Annotated in this window: 15 protein-coding genes and 1 pseudogene; 4 read left to right on the top strand and 12 right to left on the bottom strand. The window is 53.4% G+C overall.

The features are described 5' to 3' along the window. Window positions 1-8: 8 nt before the first annotated feature. A complete protein-coding gene (locus tag EJD88_RS13720; RefSeq protein WP_099584205.1) occupies window positions 9-791 on the bottom strand; it encodes a helix-turn-helix domain-containing protein in 783 nt (260 codons plus the stop codon). A gap of 103 nt (window positions 792-894) precedes the next feature. Here EJD88_RS13720 and EJD88_RS13715 point away from each other — a divergent pair. Then, window positions 895-1794: pseudogene (locus EJD88_RS13715) on the top strand (EamA family transporter). A gap of 1 nt (window position 1795) precedes the next feature. Here EJD88_RS13715 and cysC read toward each other — a convergent pair. The 11 genes from cysC to EJD88_RS13660 form a co-directional block, all read right to left on the bottom strand. Then, a complete protein-coding gene (cysC, locus tag EJD88_RS13710; RefSeq protein ID WP_099584204.1) occupies window positions 1796-2416 on the bottom strand; it encodes an adenylyl-sulfate kinase in 621 nt (206 codons plus the stop codon). Between the two features lie 118 nt (window positions 2417-2534). Further along, the gene (locus EJD88_RS13705; RefSeq protein WP_099584203.1) at window positions 2535-3491 is read right to left on the bottom strand and encodes a hypothetical protein; all 957 of its coding nucleotides are present in this window, start codon (window positions 3489-3491) and stop codon (window positions 2535-2537) included. A 421-nt stretch (window positions 3492-3912) separates the two neighbouring features. Beyond that, window positions 3913-4620 (bottom strand): cytidylyltransferase domain-containing protein, encoded by a 708-nt coding sequence (locus tag EJD88_RS13700; RefSeq protein ID WP_158878226.1) that lies wholly within the window; start codon window positions 4618-4620, stop codon window positions 3913-3915. Then, a complete protein-coding gene (gene hisH, locus EJD88_RS13695; protein WP_099584201.1) occupies window positions 4617-5267 on the bottom strand; it encodes an imidazole glycerol phosphate synthase subunit HisH in 651 nt (216 codons plus the stop codon). The genes EJD88_RS13700 and hisH overlap by 4 nt, the downstream gene beginning before the upstream one ends. Then, on the bottom strand, window positions 5260-6021 hold the full coding sequence (hisF, locus tag EJD88_RS13690) for an imidazole glycerol phosphate synthase subunit HisF (RefSeq protein WP_158878225.1): 762 nt from the start codon (window positions 6019-6021) through the stop codon (window positions 5260-5262). The genes hisH and hisF overlap by 8 nt, the downstream gene beginning before the upstream one ends. After that, window positions 6018-7271 (bottom strand): N-acetyl sugar amidotransferase, encoded by a 1254-nt coding sequence (locus EJD88_RS13685; RefSeq protein ID WP_256592820.1) that lies wholly within the window; start codon window positions 7269-7271, stop codon window positions 6018-6020. Before EJD88_RS13685 ends, hisF begins: the two co-directional genes overlap by 4 nt. Window positions 7272-7731: 460 nt before the next feature. Next, on the bottom strand, window positions 7732-8424 hold the full coding sequence (locus tag EJD88_RS13680; protein WP_099584198.1) for an acetyltransferase: 693 nt from the start codon (window positions 8422-8424) through the stop codon (window positions 7732-7734). Next, the gene (neuB, locus tag EJD88_RS13675; protein WP_158878224.1) at window positions 8421-9506 is read right to left on the bottom strand and encodes an N-acetylneuraminate synthase; all 1086 of its coding nucleotides are present in this window, start codon (window positions 9504-9506) and stop codon (window positions 8421-8423) included. The genes EJD88_RS13680 and neuB overlap by 4 nt, the downstream gene beginning before the upstream one ends. Before the next feature lie 3 nt (window positions 9507-9509). Beyond that, window positions 9510-10664 carry a UDP-N-acetylglucosamine 2-epimerase gene (gene neuC / locus EJD88_RS13670; RefSeq protein ID WP_099584196.1) on the bottom strand — a complete coding sequence of 385 codons (1155 nt, stop codon included), beginning with the start codon at window positions 10662-10664 and terminating at the stop codon, window positions 9510-9512. After that, window positions 10661-11812, bottom strand: a complete 1152-nt coding sequence (locus tag EJD88_RS13665; RefSeq protein WP_158878223.1) for a LegC family aminotransferase — start codon at window positions 11810-11812, stop codon at window positions 10661-10663. The genes neuC and EJD88_RS13665 overlap by 4 nt, the downstream gene beginning before the upstream one ends. 8 nt (window positions 11813-11820) lie before the next feature. After that, window positions 11821-12801 (bottom strand): NAD-dependent 4,6-dehydratase LegB, encoded by a 981-nt coding sequence (locus tag EJD88_RS13660; RefSeq protein WP_158878222.1) that lies wholly within the window; start codon window positions 12799-12801, stop codon window positions 11821-11823. Window positions 12802-13486: 685 nt separating this feature from the next. Between EJD88_RS13660 and EJD88_RS13655 the strand changes: the two genes are divergently transcribed. From EJD88_RS13655 to EJD88_RS13645, 3 genes are all read left to right on the top strand, one after another. Further along, the gene (locus EJD88_RS13655) at window positions 13487-14554 is read left to right on the top strand and encodes a nucleotidyltransferase family protein (RefSeq protein ID WP_099584194.1); all 1068 of its coding nucleotides are present in this window, start codon (window positions 13487-13489) and stop codon (window positions 14552-14554) included. Continuing rightward, on the top strand, window positions 14511-14996 hold the full coding sequence (locus EJD88_RS13650; RefSeq protein WP_143522413.1) for a hypothetical protein: 486 nt from the start codon (window positions 14511-14513) through the stop codon (window positions 14994-14996). The genes EJD88_RS13655 and EJD88_RS13650 overlap by 44 nt, the downstream gene beginning before the upstream one ends. 216 nt (window positions 14997-15212) lie before the next feature. Next, window positions 15213-16766, top strand: coding sequence for a hypothetical protein (locus EJD88_RS13645; protein ID WP_158878221.1), 1554 nt, complete (start codon window positions 15213-15215; stop codon window positions 16764-16766).

Raw genomic sequence — 16766 nt, 5'->3', positions numbered from 1 at the left:
CAAAGGCCTCAGAACTGCGCCCCGGCCCTTGATTTAGCCAGGTAGAGCGCCGGAGAGTCCCCCAGGTTGCGCCGGAACACCGACGTGAACGCACTGGAACTGCTGAAACCCAACCCGAGCGCCACCTCGGTGATGGAAGCGCCATGGCTCAACCGCGCAGTGGCCTCCAGCAGGCAAACCTGCTGACGCCAGGACACAAACGTCATTCCCGTGCTTTCCTGGAAATGGCGGGTGAAGGTGCGTCGGCTCATATTCGACCACAGCGCCATCTCGTCGAGGGTGATTTTTTGCGTGGGCGCACCCAGAAAACGCTGACAGGCCCGCGCCAGCCGTGGCTCGCCAGGCAATGGCGCGCTGAGGGGCAATTGCGGCATGGCGCCGATTTCATCAATCAACAGCGTCAGCACGCAGCGATGCCTCTCACTGAGCGGCGCCGAGGGCTCAATAGCCAGCGCGGCCTCCAGCAAATGCCTGAGCAAAGGCGACACTTCAAACACCTGGCAGCGCGCCTGCAACCGTGCGCGCCTGACGGCATTGGCGTTCAAGTAGGTGTTGAGCATCACCACCTCCCCGCGCATCTGCATTTCATGGGGCACACCACCGGGCACCCAAATCGCCCGCTGGGGCGGCACTACCCAATTGCCGAGGTCGGTGAACATTTTCAGCGCACCCGCAGAGGCATAGGCGAACTGCCCGCGTGAATGGGTGTGCCGCTCAAAGACGGTGCCATTGGGGTATTCGCGCAGCGTTACCACGGCATCAGGACTGGTTGAATCAAAGTCTGGAATCATGGCCCGATTCTGTCAAAAGATGACCTGACATAGCAAGCGGGCCAACCGCGACCGCCCTAACATAAACGGCCTCAAAGAAGGGTAATGACCCGGGGAACATTCCATGCAGAAAAAACACCTGGCACTGGCCGTGCTCGTCACTCTGATGTGGGGGGTCAATTTCCCCGTCACCCAACTGGGCCTGCGCTCGGTCGACCCTTTTGTGCTGACCTGCATCCGCTTTACCTTGGCCGCCCTGCCACTGGTGTTTTTCATCAAGCGCCCTGCCGCCAACTTCGGCTACGTGGCCGCCTAGGGCTTTATCTTCGGGCTGGGCATGTGGGGCGTAATCAATTACGGAATTCAGATCGGTGTAAGCCCTGGTATCGCTTCATTGATCATTCAACTCAGCGTGTTCTTCACCATGGGCTGGGGCCTTGTGCTGTCCAGGGAGAGAGTCCGCAAGGCACAGATCGTCGGCGCCTTGCTGGCACTCAGCGGCCTGGCGGGCATCATTTGCACCCAGGAAGGCCATCACGCCGTCCTGGGTGTGATGTTGATCGTACTGAGCGCGCTGGCCTGGAGCATGGGCAACGTCATCATCAAGAAGTCCGGGGTCAAGGAGATCTTCGCGTTCATGGTGTGGGCCAGCCTGTTTCCGCCGATCCCGTTGTTTCTCACGGCCTGGCTGATGCACCGCAGTGCGCCCTTCGAAGACTTACAAAGCAGCCTCGACCTGACGGCGATGCTGTCTATCCTGTTCCAGGTGTACCTGGCCACGCACTTTGCCTACTGGGGCTGGAACTCGCTGCTCAAACGGTACCCAGTGTCCACAGTGGCGCCGCTGTCGTTGCTGATTCCGGTGTTCGGGATCAGCAGTTCAATGCTGATCCTCGGTGAGCGTATTTCCACGCCGAACCTGATCTCGATCGCGATCGTTATCGTTGGACTGGCGGTGGGTTTAGTTCCCTGCTATGGACGGCGAGTAAAAACTCAAAATAAATCTTCGGCCAGAATATCGTAGGTCACCGATCAGTTTTCGCAGGAATATGCTCAGCGACGTAATCAACCAGTTGGCTCAGGCTTTGCTCGAACGTCTGGTTAGCCGTATCGATGACCAAATCGGGGTTCAAGGGGTGCTGGTACGGTGAATCTATACCCGTGAAGTCGAGAATTTCTCGGGCCCGGGCCTTGCGATACAAGCCCTTGGGGTCACGTATCTCACACGTTGCAAGGTCCGCCGCAATATAAATTTCGTGGAAAGACGTGTTACTGGCTGCGGCACGAGCACGAGCGCGCCCCTCGCGATAGGGGGAGATAAACGCCGTGATGCAAATGATGCCCGCATCAGCAAACAGTGCCGCCACCTCACTGACCCGCCGGATGTTCTCTGTTCTATCGTCTTCCGAAAATCCAAGATTGGCGTTAAGTCCTCGGCGAACATTGTCTCCATCCAGCGTGTAGCAAGCATAGCCAGACCTGAGCATATGCGCCTCCAAGGCCATCGCCAAACTCGACTTTCCGGACGCAGAAAGGCCCGTAAACCAAATCACAGCGCCTTGTGCCCCCATGTAATGGGCGCGATCAGCCTGAGTAACGTGGTGACTGACAGGCGTAAGGGTAGAGGTATCGACAGGCAACTTCATAAGAGTGATCCCGCGTCTCCCAACGCACGAATTAGAACTCGCCAAGCGTACTGCTCAACATCGTTCGGTTGTGGAAAATAGCCCAGCGCACATCGGTCGTGAAGAGCTTGTGAGGCGATCATCCACCCACTTCTGCCAGGTAAGTGGATAAATATTCGCTCGGAAAAGAGTATCGTCCCAATCCGCTCAAACCGTAAATGATTTCCTCACGCCATTTCTCGAGGAATACCGTGGAGACCTGGCGTCTATCAACGCTAACCCCTACGGCGCGAAGCAATCGTCGGCTCCGCCTCGTGGAGTCGGGGTCGTTCTCAATGTAGTACGACAGAAAACTACGCTTTATCGAGTTCAAGTGAGGAAGCAGGAACTGCTCGGGTTTTCCCTGTTGATCTGCTGAAAGTACTTTTACAATTCGATTCAACACTCGCATGGCCTGAAGTTCATGGCCGGCCAGAGAACGGTTATGTTGAATGCTTTCTGGGGAGCGGGGCCTCAAGGTAAAGCCTGCGTGGCCCTCAATCATGTCGTAGAAACGATCGGGCTGGTCGCGTAATAACTCTACGGGAATCACCAGGACATTTGAGGCGCCAAATTGGGAAGCGTAAAGATCATAAAGCCTCGTGTAATTCAATAATTCGAGCAACATGGCATGCCAGCGTTCGGCAAATACACCCGGGTTTTCAGAGGCCCCCTCTTTTACCGCCTGATTGTAGTAGCTGTCCACAAACGACAGGGGGCTTCGCGTAACAATCAGCACTTTAGCGTCGGGCAACTCATGCTTCAACGCCGCAGCTACCAGGCTTTGGTACGCTTGGATTTCACGTGTCGTTACCGGTCTCGGAGCCCAGCCGCAGAGTTCTTCACTGCTCACGAAAACAGGCGCGTCAGTCCGTAGTTGGTGTGGCGCTATACTCGAATCCCCCGGCCCGCAAAGATAAACTTCCAGCGAAGCTGCGTGGACAATGTTCTGTGCGTAATTGTGCCATTGCAGCACCTGCACATCACCTCGTTGCTGTGCTGCGGCCTGTATATAGGTTGACGCTGACTTGGGGAGGCCAATATGAATCAGCTTCATTACATATCCTGTCGAGGTGCCACGAAATGATCGACGCCAATTAGAAATCCTGAAAGCCAGAAAAACACAACTGCCGCCAAACTTTGAAATGGCATTACCTTAGCGAACCAGCTGCCAGGAACTACCAACGAAAACGTATGCCCTACCAGAACTACAAAAGCGGCAAACGCACGTATCGTATTGAGCATGGCAGACTGACGAATGGTCAATCTATTACTTACAAAAAGCCTCCTTTTTTATTATTCATCAAAAAACCATCAAGACATTTCTGAATTTATTATTATGAAGAGATATACGCTTTTTTACCGTACTATTATGCGAGCCCGGCAGATTGCACTTGCACATAACCTGCACGCCCTCGCGCACGCGCGAAAATACCGTCACCCCAATGACAATGACGGATTTCTTAGACTTAACCGGCTTATGAAGTGTGGTTCCGTATGCCTGCCTGCTTGAGCATACGTACCGCAACATCCCAATCCTCGGGGGTATCAATATCAAGCGACTCGCGACTGTCCGTCATTACTAACGGCACAGTACCGGGGCCTACAAAGCGCTTCTGCTCACGGAGAACACTTGGTGCGATCAGGTAAATGGCACCGTTCAGCGTGAAAGCCGGTTCCAAGTCTTGAGAGCGCGTCGACAGGCGCTCCCAACCAAGGAAAGGCGTCATGGTGCTCCCCTCCAACCTGAAACACCAAGCTGGATGAGAGGTGACTGCAGTAACACTGACAACGGCGCAGGAAACATCCTGCTGATACTGCAATACCGCGCGCCGAATGGACTCTGCCGAACGAAAGGGAGAGGTTGGCTGAAGCAACATGACACCATCCACGGCCCCATGGACAGCTTCATATTCATCCAGCACCTGCACCACTACGTCAAAGCTGCCGGCGGTGTCCGTGGCCAAATGCGCAGGTCTCATACTGAGAACACTGCCACCAAACGTACGAGCAATATCCGCAATCGCCACATCATCCGTTGAGATCACGACATCGGTGACAACACCACTTTGCTGCGCAGCTTCAATAGTCCATGCAATCAATGGTCGGTCACCCAAAACTTTGATGTTCTTTCCGGGTAAACGTTTGGATCCGCCCCTTGCGGGTACGATTGCAAGGATTTTCATTTCAACGCCACAAAGTTGCTCAACATCGACAACCCCACCTTGCCGCTCTTTTCAGGATGAAATTGAGCCCCCCACACATTGTCGCGCCCGATGACAGCCGCCACGGCAGTATCGCCATACACGCAATCCGCAACGCGATGAGCGCTATCCTCGGGCACAGCCATGTAGGAGTGCACAAAATAGACGGCACTATTATGCGGCTCTATCGAGTCCAGCAAAGTTTCATTCCAAGAAGCGCGCCCTGCGGCACAAACCAGATTAGACCAACCGATATGAGGAATTTTCAGACGCGCACCGCTGTTATCAAGGGCTGGTATGGGTTCCACCTTACCTGGGATCAACCCCAAGCCGTTGATAAGACCGAACTCGTGACTGCAATCCAGCAACAGCTGCATTCCCAGGCAAATACCGAAAAGTGGCGCACCTGATGAAGCGTACTCTTTGATTGCCTGATCCATTCCGTTCGAAGACAACATCGTCATCGCGTTGGAAAATGCTCCCACACCAGGCAATAGAACCTTAGTGGCGTTCTGCAACGCATCGGGATCGGATACCAAGTTTACGGTAGCGCCGCAGTGCTCAAGCGCCCGGCGGACACTGAACAGGTTACCGACGCCATAATCAATAACAGTAACTACATTACTCATAGGTTCGAACCCGGATCCCGCCCGCAGAGGCTTCTGTTCGGATGTCAGCCAGCGATGCTCGCTTATGGTGAAGGATGTCAGCCATAGCGACTGCATCCGCCCCCACCCTGACCACCTCGACGGCATCCTGGGCTTTGCCCATGCCGCCGCTGGCAATAACAGGAATATTGACTGAATCGGTCACCGCCTGAACAAGCGCCAGATCGAAACCTTTGCGCGTTCCTTCACGATCGACAGAGGTCAGCAGAATCTCTCCGGCCCCCAGCGCCGCAGCCTTCTTTGCCCAGTCGACGACGTCAATACCGGTGCTTTCACGACCATTGTCGGTGAACACTTCCCAACGTTCCGGCGATACGCTTTTCGCCTCAATAGACAAAACCATGCATTGGCTGCCGAAGCGTCGAGCGATCTCAGTGATCAACTGTGGATTGCTGACCGCAGCGGTATTGACGGCGACCTTATCAGCACCACATCTGAGCAAATGAGCGACGTCGTCAGTAGACCGCACCCCTCCACCGACGGTCAGAGGAATGAAAACATTCTCTGCCGCCTGCTTGATCAACTCACTCAGGCTGTTGCGCCCATAAAGACTGGCAACGCAGTCCATATAGATCAACTCATCAATGCCCTGCTCGTAGTAGCGCAGAGCATGTTCGTTAGGGGAGCCGATGACGCGGAGCCCCTCAAGATGAATACCTTTAATGAGATTGGCACCTTTGACATCAAGGCGGGCAATCAGTCGCGTGTTACTCATTCAGCGCTGACCTGAGGATTCCAAGGCGTGTAACGCAGCTTCCACTCGCCATCAACCACATGCCACAGATGCGGAGAACGGAAACGGTCACAGGTTTCCAGGAATTCTTCACGGGTCATGCTGATGTAGTCCAGAAATTCCTTTTCGTAGCGCGATGGATATTCACCTTCATAACGCTGCATCAAGGCGATAGCTTCGTCCTTGTCGATGTGGTGGTTACGAATTTCCTGAGCGGAGTCCATCATCGAGCGGCCCACGCCAAATTTGATCCAGCGAGTGAAGTAGAAGAAACCATCCACCTTGTCATCAAGGCTGTTGTACTTGGAGTACGTACCTTCGGTACGAACAGGATTGGCTTCAAAGCCGGTATTTTCTACGGCGTAGTAGTAGGCTTCCTGCGGTACCCACTTCTTGTAGTAGCCCAGGTATTTGAAATCGATACCCTTACGTTCAAGCACTTCAGCAGGCATTGGCAGATAACTTTTCAGATCGACCAGTGGAACGCCTTCGTCCAGGTACTCGCCAATTTTCTTGCCGCCCAGATAAACATCGCGAACGTCTTTACCACCGAAATAATCCAGCGAAAAACCCTCGCTTTCCGCCACTTCATTGGCGGCAGCGTAGCTTGAGGTTTTATGGGAAATCTTTTCGCCGTATTCGCCTGGCATCTCCCCGTAGAAGATCAACGGAATATTCAGTTGCGCTGCCATTTTGGCAACGAACGTCTTCTGCCCCAAAATGAATGGCTGAAAAGGGTGCAGTAGGTTGATTGTCGCATTGCGGGTCAGCAAGCGGTGGATCTTGCCATTGGGGGTATACAGATAGTTATCGAAGCCACCGACATGCAACCACTGCTGGAAGTTTTTCCAACCGATATCTGTATACAGATGCGGTGACCAGGTCACGGTCAGAGGATTCATGCCGTATTTGTATTTCAGCAAGTGAGACTGCATCGCGCTGTCTTTACCACCACTGCCACCGACGATGCAGTCATAGGTGCCGTCGGACTTGCGATGTTGGTTGCACAACTCGACGAGTTCGCGCTCACGCTCATCCCAATCGATTTCGCCGTCTTCCTTGAGGATGTTGAAACGGCAAGCGTGACATACACCCTCTTCGTCAAAGCTCAAGGTTGTCTTGGTCGAGCCATGGCTGTGCGCGTACTCATTGCTCGACATCGGCTGCTGGTTCGACATGTTGCACTTCTTGCAGAACTTAACGTCGCGCGGCAACCCGTAATAAACTTCCAATTCACTTTTTGGCTTGCTGAACCTTGAAAGATCTATAGATGAACCCGGGGCAATTTTCAAAACCAATCTCCAATCACGAAATTATTTATTGAACAGTGTACTTGTACGTGCCAACAGCGAGTCGTTGGGTCTGCAATCGCTACCACCCCGCTTGCTGCACGCGCTCAAACAACATTGGTATATCGCTCTGACCCGCAGCAAACGAATCCATCGAGTACGACGGGGCCACACGCAGATACCAGCGCTTACGTGTCTTCGGTTTTTCGGCCATTCATTTAGGCCGGCATTTTTTGTATCTTCATTCGGATAATATTTCTTCCTTTCGCTCCACCTGGCCGAATCTGAAAACTGGCGAAATCATTGGAATGCGTCAGGCACAAAATCGCCGCGCAGCCCAACTCATGGGGTGCGAGCGAGGGCCTGACAGGCGCTTTTTCCCACAGATGTTGTTCAACTGAGCTCATGATTTTTTTGGCTGAACTTTGAATTTAGACTCATGGATCCGCATTGGAGAACTCACCACCAAATGCCCTGCTTGCAGGTCCCTGACCAACGTACTTCCCGCTGCCACGATGGCGCTCTCGCCAATACTAAGGCCTTGTATCGTGGTTGACCCCGCGCCTATAAAAGCACCGGCGGCCACTCTGACCCCACCGCATAGAACAGCCGCGGGAGCAATATGTACATGGCTTGCGATTATACAGTCGTGATCGATTCTGGCCCCGGTATTTATTATTGTGTTGGCTCCAACGACTGAATCGGGCTGAATCACGGCCCCAGCCATGACTTGAACGCCCGGCTCAAGCACCACAGTGGAGTCGATCCACGCAGCCGAATGCACGAGCGGTGGAAAACGAAAACCCTTGGCCGTCAACGCCAGAAATACCTGTATCCTACGATCATTGCCAACAATTTGTCCCAGGCCATTAGCAAGCGCAACTTGTGTCGGATCCAGCTCATCAAGCGCCTCATCCCCGCCCAACACTCTGACGCCACGCCAGAATTCGATACCGCTCTGTGCCAGAACAGGATCGCAGACCCCTTCCACGACCGCACCAACGGACTGAAGAAGTGCCAATAGCACCTTCGCGTGCCCTCCCGCGCCAAGAATGACAAATGGAAGCTGGAAGGCGTCGTGACCTGACCAAGTCATTCGATAATCTCACCGGCACGATAGTTGCGAGGAGCCACCACCCCGACACGCTGCCACAACTCAATCGCAGCCAAGCCACTGCCAGAACGCGCGGTAGTGAGATCGGCTCGGGAGAGTCTCTGCCCAGAAGTAATTTCGCGCGCAGCAACAACCTGCTGACGAGCAGCCTTGCGGGTATCCCACTCACTGGGTTGCGGCGACTTACCCGCTTTTCCGAGAGCCAGTTCCAACGCCCTTATCTGCCGCACCATTTCAGCGAGTTCAGAGGGTTCCAGCGATGCCTTGTGATCGGGACCCGGCATGGAGCGATTCAACGTGAAATGTTTTTCGATTACGGTTGCGCCACGGGCAACTGCGGCAACGGGTACGAGTAAACCCTCCGTATGGTCCGAGTACCCGACTTCAAGTCCGAATGCCTGTTTCAATGTATCCATGGCCCGAAGGTTAACTTCCGACATTGGCGTAGGATACTGCGAAGTACAGTGCAGCAGCGTGACATGACCAACCAATCGGCTGCTTGCCTCATCATCACTCCAGCACCGCCAAACCTCCTCCATATCCGCTGGCTCGGCCTCATTGCACAATGCGTGCGCAACAATGGCCAGACCTTGCTCGACCTCACTCAGTGTCGCCATGCCCGTCGACAGGATGAGCGCCTTCCCGGTCCTGGCAAACTGCCAAAGTAGCGGCCCGTTGGTCAACTCCCCTGAAGGAACCTTGAAAAATGGAATATCCAGCGAACACAGAAAATCCAGGCTATCGCTATCAAAGGCAGTGCTAATGAACTCAATGCCACGGGCGTTCGCATGGCTTTGCAAGTCTGCATGCCACGCGCGAGGCAGCTCTAGCTTTTGCAACATCGCCAACTGGCTTTCAGCCGCGTCGGTATTTTCCTGCTGGTACAACGCCTTGGGTGCACTTGCGCAAGCCAGTTTCCGCGGATCAAAAGTCTGGAACTTTACCGCATCTGCCCCAGCGCTCGCGGCCACGTCGACCAGTTCGAAAGCCAGCTCGCGTTCACCATTGTGGTTCACACCCGCTTCGGCAATAACGTACACAGCATCTTTTTTGGATAGTTTCATACGTCAACTCAAGTCATGAAATTTTTTGTGACTCAATAGATCACAAGTTTCAAGAACGGCCACAATAGCCTCGGCCACCTCACCCTGCCCGTACGGATTGGCTGTATCGCGGCAGGAATGGGCGAAAGGCTCACTAAGTGCCAACGCGAGCGTTGCGACGATAGAATCTTTATCGGCCGGGCAAGCCAGCACGGAGTCGGCGCAAAGCCGACCGGCCTGACGCATACCAATGTTGACGGTCGGCACACCAAAAGACGGCACTTCGATGATCCCACTGGAAGAGTTGCCGACGACAGCTGCAGAGCGCGCGACGACACTAAGGTAACGCCGAAAACCCAATGAAGGGATCGCCAATACCCGATCAGCGTGGCGAGCAGCAAATTGCTCAAGTAGTGGAATGATCGCGCGACCGCCATTATCGGCGTTCGGATAGGTAAGAATGACGCGATAATCCGCGAACTCCTCCAAGGCCAGCAACAAGGCGGTAAAACTCCTCACCGGGTCCTCTTCAAGCGCCGTAACAGGGTGATAAGTTACTAAAATGAGCGGCGAATCCACAGCAAATTGGAGGCTATCGCCTAGCTCTTGTGCCGTCATCAGTGGCGTGCGCTTGATGTGATCAAGCCCCACCGCTCCGACATTGAAAACCCGCTCGGGACTTTCACCCATCTGAATGACACGCTGCCGATAGGCCTCAGCTGCCACGAAATGCAGATATGACATTTTCGTGATCGCATGTCGAATGGCGTCATCATAGGCGCCTTCAGTCAGCTCACCTCCATGCAGATGAACAACCGGAATGCGCATGACCAAAGCAGCCTGAACAATACTCAGCGCCTCGAATCGATCACCCAGTACCACAAGCACCTCTGGACGCAGCCTGTCCAGAGCATCAGCAAATCCCAGGGTGCCCAAACCCATTGACTTCGCAACGCCTACGTCGGTGTTGGAAGATAGAAGCATCTCAACCTTGGAATCGATGACAAACCCATCCTGCTCGATTTGTCGCCAAGTATCACCAAACTCAGGGGAAAGGTGCATGCAACTGACGATGGTTTGCAGCTCCAGCAGGTCGCTGGCCTGAATGCATTTCATCAGCCAATAGAGCAGACCGTACTCAGCCCGAGTACCGGTAAATACGGCGACGCGACGCGTCATGAGCGCCCCGCAGGCGGCACACTGCTTGGCAGGTTGACGATACGCTCCTCCAACCAATGCGAGTTGGTGAGGTCACCCTTCAAGCAGTGCTCATAAGTCGGCAGGTGGTTCATCAATTTCCAGATGGGCCGGGTCATCACGCCACTATCGTTGGTTGCTTTCAAGAGCGCGTCACGCTGCGCCTTATCGTTGCAAACAACCGCGTTCAACCAGTAGTTGGATTTGCCATGCGCCGGCTCGGTGAAAAACTGCAAGTCCGTTCGCGCCAGCTCATGCTGATAATTCATAGCCAGCTTTCGTTTGGATACGAGGAACGCCTTCAATTGCTCCAACTGCGCACAACCCAGGGCTGCATTGAGGTTAGGCAATCTGTAGTTATAGCCAACTTCATCATGTACGTATTCGTAGGCATGAGGCTGTTTGGCAGTAGTTGTCAGATGCTTGGCTTTGGCGCCCAGCACCTCGTTGGTGAGCAGCATACCGCCACCGCCAGTTGTAATGATCTTGTTGCCATTGAAACTGAGTGTGCCAATTAGCCCGAATGTTCCGGTATGACGCTCCTTGTAAGTACTGCCCAGAGACTCTGCAGCATCCTCGACCAGGGCCAAGCCCCAACGATTACAGACTTCCATGAGGGCATCGAGCGCCACGGGATGGCCAAATGTATGCATTGGCAGGCAGACCCTGATCACTCGATGGTCATTGCGCAGGCGGCAAACGCCATCAGCGTCGATAAACGCTTCGGACTCAAGCCAGGCATCCAAGGCTAACGGCGAAAGCCCCAATGTATCGCGGTCGACATCAACGAAAACAGGTTGAGCGCCACAATAGGCAATAGCATTGCATGTAGCGACAAACGTCAGGGACTGAGTAATGACCAGATCACCCGGCTTCACTCCCGCCAACAGCAGGGCTATGTGCAACGCTGCCGTACCATTCACGGTTGCCACTGCACGCTCACTGCCTGTGTAAACCTGCATGTCGTTCTCGAAACGGTCTACAAAAGCACCTACGCTGGAGACGAAAGTCGATTCGATCGTTTCTGCTACATAGGTTTTCTCATTACCGGAAAACACTGGGGCATGCAACGGAATAAATTCATTTGTTCCGTATTGATCGCGTACAAACCGGACGATGGCTTCAAACATATCGAGCCTCAAACGTTATAAATATTGGCTTTATATTTGCTGAGATTTTGAGGCTGAGAGAACCACTCGACGGTCTTTTCCAAACCTTGACGAATCGAATACTCAGGCTCGAAACCAGTCAGGCCATGAATCTTGGAATTATCACACCACAAGCGGAAAACTTCGGACTTTTCGGGACGCAGGCGCTGGTCATCCGCCAGGAACTCCACATCGCTATTCATCAACTCCCGGATAAGATTGAGCGTATCACCCACCGAAATCTCAAAATTCGAACCAATGTTCACTGTTTCACCAATCGCTTTCTCGCAACGGGCCAATTCCAGGAAGCCTCGGCAAGTATCAGCGACGTAGTTGAAGTCGCGAGTAGGCGTTACATCACCCAGCTTGATTTGCTTTTGGCCAGCAGCAATCTGGCTGATAATCGTCGGGATAACTGCCCGAGCAGACTGGCGGGGTCCATAGGTGTTGAATGGCCGGGCAATGGTCAATGGGAGATCGAATGCGTTGAAAAAGCTCATTGCCATCGCATCAGCGCCAATTTTTGAAGCGCTGTATGGCGATTGTGCCTGAAGCGGGTGCTTTTCATCGATAGGCACATACTGGGCAGTACCGTAGACCTCACTGGTCGATGTATGGATAACGCGTTTTACACCGTTTTCCAATGCAGCCTGGCAAATATTCAAAGTACCTTTGACATTGGTGTCTACATAACTGTCTGGTGCGACATACGAATAAGGAATCGCAATCAAAGCTGCCAAATGAAAAACGATGTCAACGTCTTTGGTGATGTGCTTGCAATAGTGCGGGTCACGCACGTCGCCATTAAGCACCTCAATTCGAGACAGGCAGTCGACATCCTCCAACCAGCCCCAATAATTGAAAGAATTATACTGAGACAACGCCTTGACCTTATAACCCTCACGCACGAGGAGCTCGGTCAAATGCGAGCCAATGAACCCATCCGCGCCGGTTACTAAAACTGTAGTCATCATTCAGCCCTTAACGTACTTGCCCTGAAGCTCCAAGGCCCAAGGCACAAAAAAACCACTTACGCATGAATCCTGGAAACGGACCTTGCTTCAAAAAAATGCGACACACTCACCCGTGACCACACCGGACGCCTTAGAGATCGCCGATTAGCAGCGCGTGCGGCAAGGCCCCACTGGCGAACATCTTGCACCGAACCGCACAACTCATGCCATCACTACGCCAGGCAAAACTCAAGCAGCTACGATGCCACAGCTCGCCCTGTCACGCAGTCAAGCAAAGGTCTTTATAAAAATTCAAACAGGGAGTGCGTTCCCTCGCGTTACGTGAAGGAAGCTTTGCCAGAATCTATTGCGTGTCGCCTGAAAAGCGCTTGGCAAGAAATCGATGAGAATGCATCCCTGCACTAATCGGTGGAGCATACCAGCTCAAAGAGCGCTGAAAAACATCCCAAGGCTACTCTTATCACAAAAACAATCATTGATACTCGCAGCCCTCCACGCGACCGTGTCTGCCACTGATCACTCTTATTGACTTACCGGACCTCTCGTGTACGCTTACTTCGCCCCTGTTCGACAGCTGCGACTGCGCTACAGATCGGCCACTCAAAAGATTCGGAGCGATGTAGATACAGTAGACAGGGACGCTCTGCTCCGAGGTACTCCAGTCAGATTAGGAAGTCGAAAAGTGAAGGATTGGAGAGATACCGTAGTCTCGCCGAACACCCCGTTACGTGAGGCGATTGTTCGCATCGACGCCTGTGGAATGCAAATGGCATTGGTGCTGGATGATGACGAAAAGCTGGTTGGGCTACTCAGCGACGGTGACGTGCGCCGGGCAATTCTTAAGGAAGTCCACCTGGAGACGCCTGTTGCCGAGGTGATGAATAACGCGCCACAGACTGCCCACGCTGCATCGTCGAGTAGTGAGCAATTGAACCTGATGCGCCGAGGCGTTCTGCATCATCTGCCATTGCTGGATGACGAACAGCGTGTGGTAGGTTTAGCCACACTTGATGCCCTGACGGGAATACTTGAGCGACCCAACTGGGTGATATTGATGGCTGGAGGCTTGGGACAGCGGCTACGCCCTCTGACCGAGCACTGCCCAAAACCGATGCTGATGATTGCCGGAAAGCCCATTTTGGAGTGCATTCTGGAGAGTTTCATTGAGCAAGGTTTCCGCAATTTCTTTCTCTCCGTCAACTACCTTGCCGAGGTGGTGCGTAACCACTTTGGAGATGGCAGCAAATGGGGTGTGCGAATACGCTATCTTGAAGAAAACAAACGGCTAGGCACAGCAGGCGCCCTATCGCTGCTGTCCAAACGCCCAGAGCATCCTATTCTGGTAATGAATGGTGATCTGTTGACTCATGCGCGCTTCGACGACTTGCTGCAGTTTCATGAAGACCACAATGCCGAAGCCACAATGACGGTACGCGAGTATGACTTTCAGGTGCCCTACGGGGTGGTAAAGGTCGATGGCACAGCCATTACCGGCATTGATGAAAAACCGATACACAGCTTTTATGTCAATGCTGGAATCTATGCCATTTCACCCTCCGTGCTCGACCAGATTCCCGAGAGCACTTTTTATGATATGCCCACCATGTTCGAGGACTTGATCGCGGCCAACAGGGCCACTGCGGCATTTCCCCTGCGTGAGTACTGGCTCGATATTGGTCGCATCGAAGAATTCGAACGAGCACAACATGAATGGTCTGCGCAAAAAACCGACAGGCAGCCTGCAAACTAACGCCAAACAGTACAGTGAATTTTCCATGAAAAAAATGCTTTTGCTTCTGACCCTTCTGACCGCCACCGTCGGCAGCATTGCCGGATGCGATCAAACCTCCGACAAACAAGCACAGGCTCTCGGCAGGCCAGCCAAAGCCGCCCCCGCAGTAACCCTTGAAAATCAGGCGCTTGAACTTTCTCTGTCTTCTCCCGAGGGTGCTGCACAACTGGCCGCGAAGTCTCCGGAAACCGTTGCCGTCGCTGCAATGCAAGCTTCCGAAAAGGCGCTGTCTGAAATAAAGTCCTCGCCGGAGTCAGCAATGCTAAGGCTTAACGCCTACGTACAACTTGCCTCGGCTGCCTCGGCCGCAGCCCCACAGTCACAAGTTGCGAAAGACGCAGCCCAAAAGGCAACGAGCGCAAAATTGCGTGCCGCAGCAGCGATCAAGGACGCTAAGTAGATAGCAGCCTAGCAAAAAAGTGTTGAGGGCGGGCACCATGAGTGATCCGACTTCGTCGGCATAACGAGATTGTGCAAAAGAGCGAAAGGAACATTTAAAGGCCCGCACGCCGCAATTTTTGACGAAGAACTCCCGCTCTATTTTTTCAACCACATAACGACTTCATTAGCTTAGCGACGGAGATGTCAGGACGATGCACGCAACAAAAGGTGAGGAATGAAATTGGGCTCTCCACTCCCCGGCAAAAATGTGCTTTTTGTCGTAAACGAAGCCGGGGAGTTCGTCGAGCTTCGCCGTGTAGCGCTAGCTGCCAAGAAGGCTGGTTACGACGTCAGCTTCCTTTTCGTTCAAGCGGGCTATATCAACCTCAAGCCTGATCGTGCGTTTTGCCGCATGAACGGCTTCGGTGCCTACTATCCCGGGCGTCCGTTGAAGCGTTCTCTACTGTCGATAAAGTATGAAAATATCGCTAAGGAGCTTGAAAATGGTTATATCCCTCACTCCTTGGTGCAAAAGGGTATCCCCAAAGGTCGAGCATTCACATGGGCCGGCCTGATTCTGACAACAGTACTCAGCCCCTTTTTCAAGCTGCATGACTTCGCCACCCGCTCCAAGCAAAAGCGTGCGGAAAAAGCCAACAGCAAAAATTTCCAACCGTTTAATTACGCACGCCAGCTGTATAACGCCCTCAAGCCTTCGATGGTGGTTTTCGGCCAGGAATTCCCGGGGTCGGTAAATACCTTGCTGACGAAGATCTGCAACAAAGATAACGTCCCAACACTGATCGTCCCGTTCGCCGTAGGCACGGCCAAGGAAATGGTTGAAAGCCTCTCCGACAAACCGATGTACGAAGCAGACAGAAATATCCTTAACAAACTTGCAGCGTTTCTGTTTCCACACTGGGTTAACTACTACGCCTCGAAGAAGCTCCTTCGTCTGCCCGGCCAGCGCATATTTTTACTGGAAGCCTTCGGTTTCGCGCCGGAACACCCCTGGATCCCCAACAATAGCAACGTCACTTGCATAGCCGTCGAGAGCCCGGAAATGGAGCGTTACTATCGCCGCATGCGCTTCCCAGAGCAGCAATTGCGCTTGACAGGGGCGGCATACGACGATGTCATGCATGCTGCAAGAGAGTCGCAAACCGCCCGAGAGCGAATTTTCCGAAGACTGCGCCTCGACCCTACAAAGCCTTTGCTCGTCTGCGCCTGGCCGACAGACCAATACGGTTCACGCAGCATTCCAATGGAGTTCAAGGACTACAAAGCACTCTGCAAAGCTTGGGCTAAAGCCCTGGCGAGTGTCAGCCGCTTTACTGACTTCAATGTGATAATTCGCCCACACCCCGTTACCGATCCCGAGCTTTTGAGTGAAGTCCTCAGACCTTATCGCCTGCATCATCGGGTCACCGATATAGACACACTTGAACTCGTTCCGGCATGCGATCTGTTTGTCGCATGCGTGTCGTCAACTCTGCGCTGGGCGACAGCGTGTGGAATTCCAGCCATCAACTATGACTGCTACGACTACGGCTACACCGACTTCGATAACGCGAAAGGCCTTGTCACCACCAACCGCTACAGCGTCTTCCAATCGACCCTGGAGCAATTGACTGACAATAAGGAAGCATATGCCGAGGCGCGAGCCAACCAAGTTGAATGCGCTCATGAATGGGGCCTGCATGACGGTAAATCGATGGCGAGAATTATCGAGCTGTTCGACGAACTGACCGGTGCTCAGCCTCTCTCCCCCCCCCCAAGCAGAACCTGA

The sequence above is a fragment of the Pseudomonas sp. PB105 genome, from assembly GCF_009764655.1.
GTDB classification, from domain to species: Bacteria; Pseudomonadota; Gammaproteobacteria; order Pseudomonadales; family Pseudomonadaceae; genus Aquipseudomonas; species Aquipseudomonas cyclaminis.
Note: the sequence above shows the minus strand (reverse complement) of the source record. Positions and strands in the feature narration are given on the sequence as shown.

What these genes read in the sequence shown, in the direction of transcription:
- neuC (WP_099584196.1), bottom strand. Translation starts at nt 10,664, where the DNA reads ATGACGCGTCGCGTCGCCGTATTTACCGGTACTCGGGCTGAGTACGGT.
- EJD88_RS13720 (WP_099584205.1), bottom strand. Translation starts at nt 791, where the DNA reads ATGATTCCAGACTTTGATTCAACCAGTCCTGATGCCGTGGTAACGCTG.
- hisH (WP_099584201.1), bottom strand. Translation starts at nt 5,267, where the DNA reads ATGAGTAATGTAGTTACTGTTATTGATTATGGCGTCGGTAACCTGTTC.
- EJD88_RS13665 (WP_158878223.1), bottom strand. Translation starts at nt 11,812, where the DNA reads ATGTTTGAAGCCATCGTCCGGTTTGTACGCGATCAATACGGAACAAAT.
- hisF (WP_158878225.1), bottom strand. Translation starts at nt 6,021, where the DNA reads ATGAGTAACACGCGACTGATTGCCCGCCTTGATGTCAAAGGTGCCAAT.
- EJD88_RS13645 (WP_158878221.1), top strand. Translation starts at nt 15,213, where the DNA reads ATGAAATTGGGCTCTCCACTCCCCGGCAAAAATGTGCTTTTTGTCGTA.
- EJD88_RS13705 (WP_099584203.1), bottom strand. Translation starts at nt 3,491, where the DNA reads ATGAAGCTGATTCATATTGGCCTCCCCAAGTCAGCGTCAACCTATATA.
- EJD88_RS13660 (WP_158878222.1), bottom strand. Translation starts at nt 12,801, where the DNA reads ATGACTACAGTTTTAGTAACCGGCGCGGATGGGTTCATTGGCTCGCAT.
- neuB (WP_158878224.1), bottom strand. Translation starts at nt 9,506, where the DNA reads ATGAAACTATCCAAAAAAGATGCTGTGTACGTTATTGCCGAAGCGGGT.
- EJD88_RS13700 (WP_158878226.1), bottom strand. Translation starts at nt 4,620, where the DNA reads ATGAAAATCCTTGCAATCGTACCCGCAAGGGGCGGATCCAAACGTTTA.
- EJD88_RS13680 (WP_099584198.1), bottom strand. Translation starts at nt 8,424, where the DNA reads ATGACTTGGTCAGGTCACGACGCCTTCCAGCTTCCATTTGTCATTCTT.
- EJD88_RS13650 (WP_143522413.1), top strand. Translation starts at nt 14,511, where the DNA reads ATGAATGGTCTGCGCAAAAAACCGACAGGCAGCCTGCAAACTAACGCC.
- cysC (WP_099584204.1), bottom strand. Translation starts at nt 2,416, where the DNA reads ATGAAGTTGCCTGTCGATACCTCTACCCTTACGCCTGTCAGTCACCAC.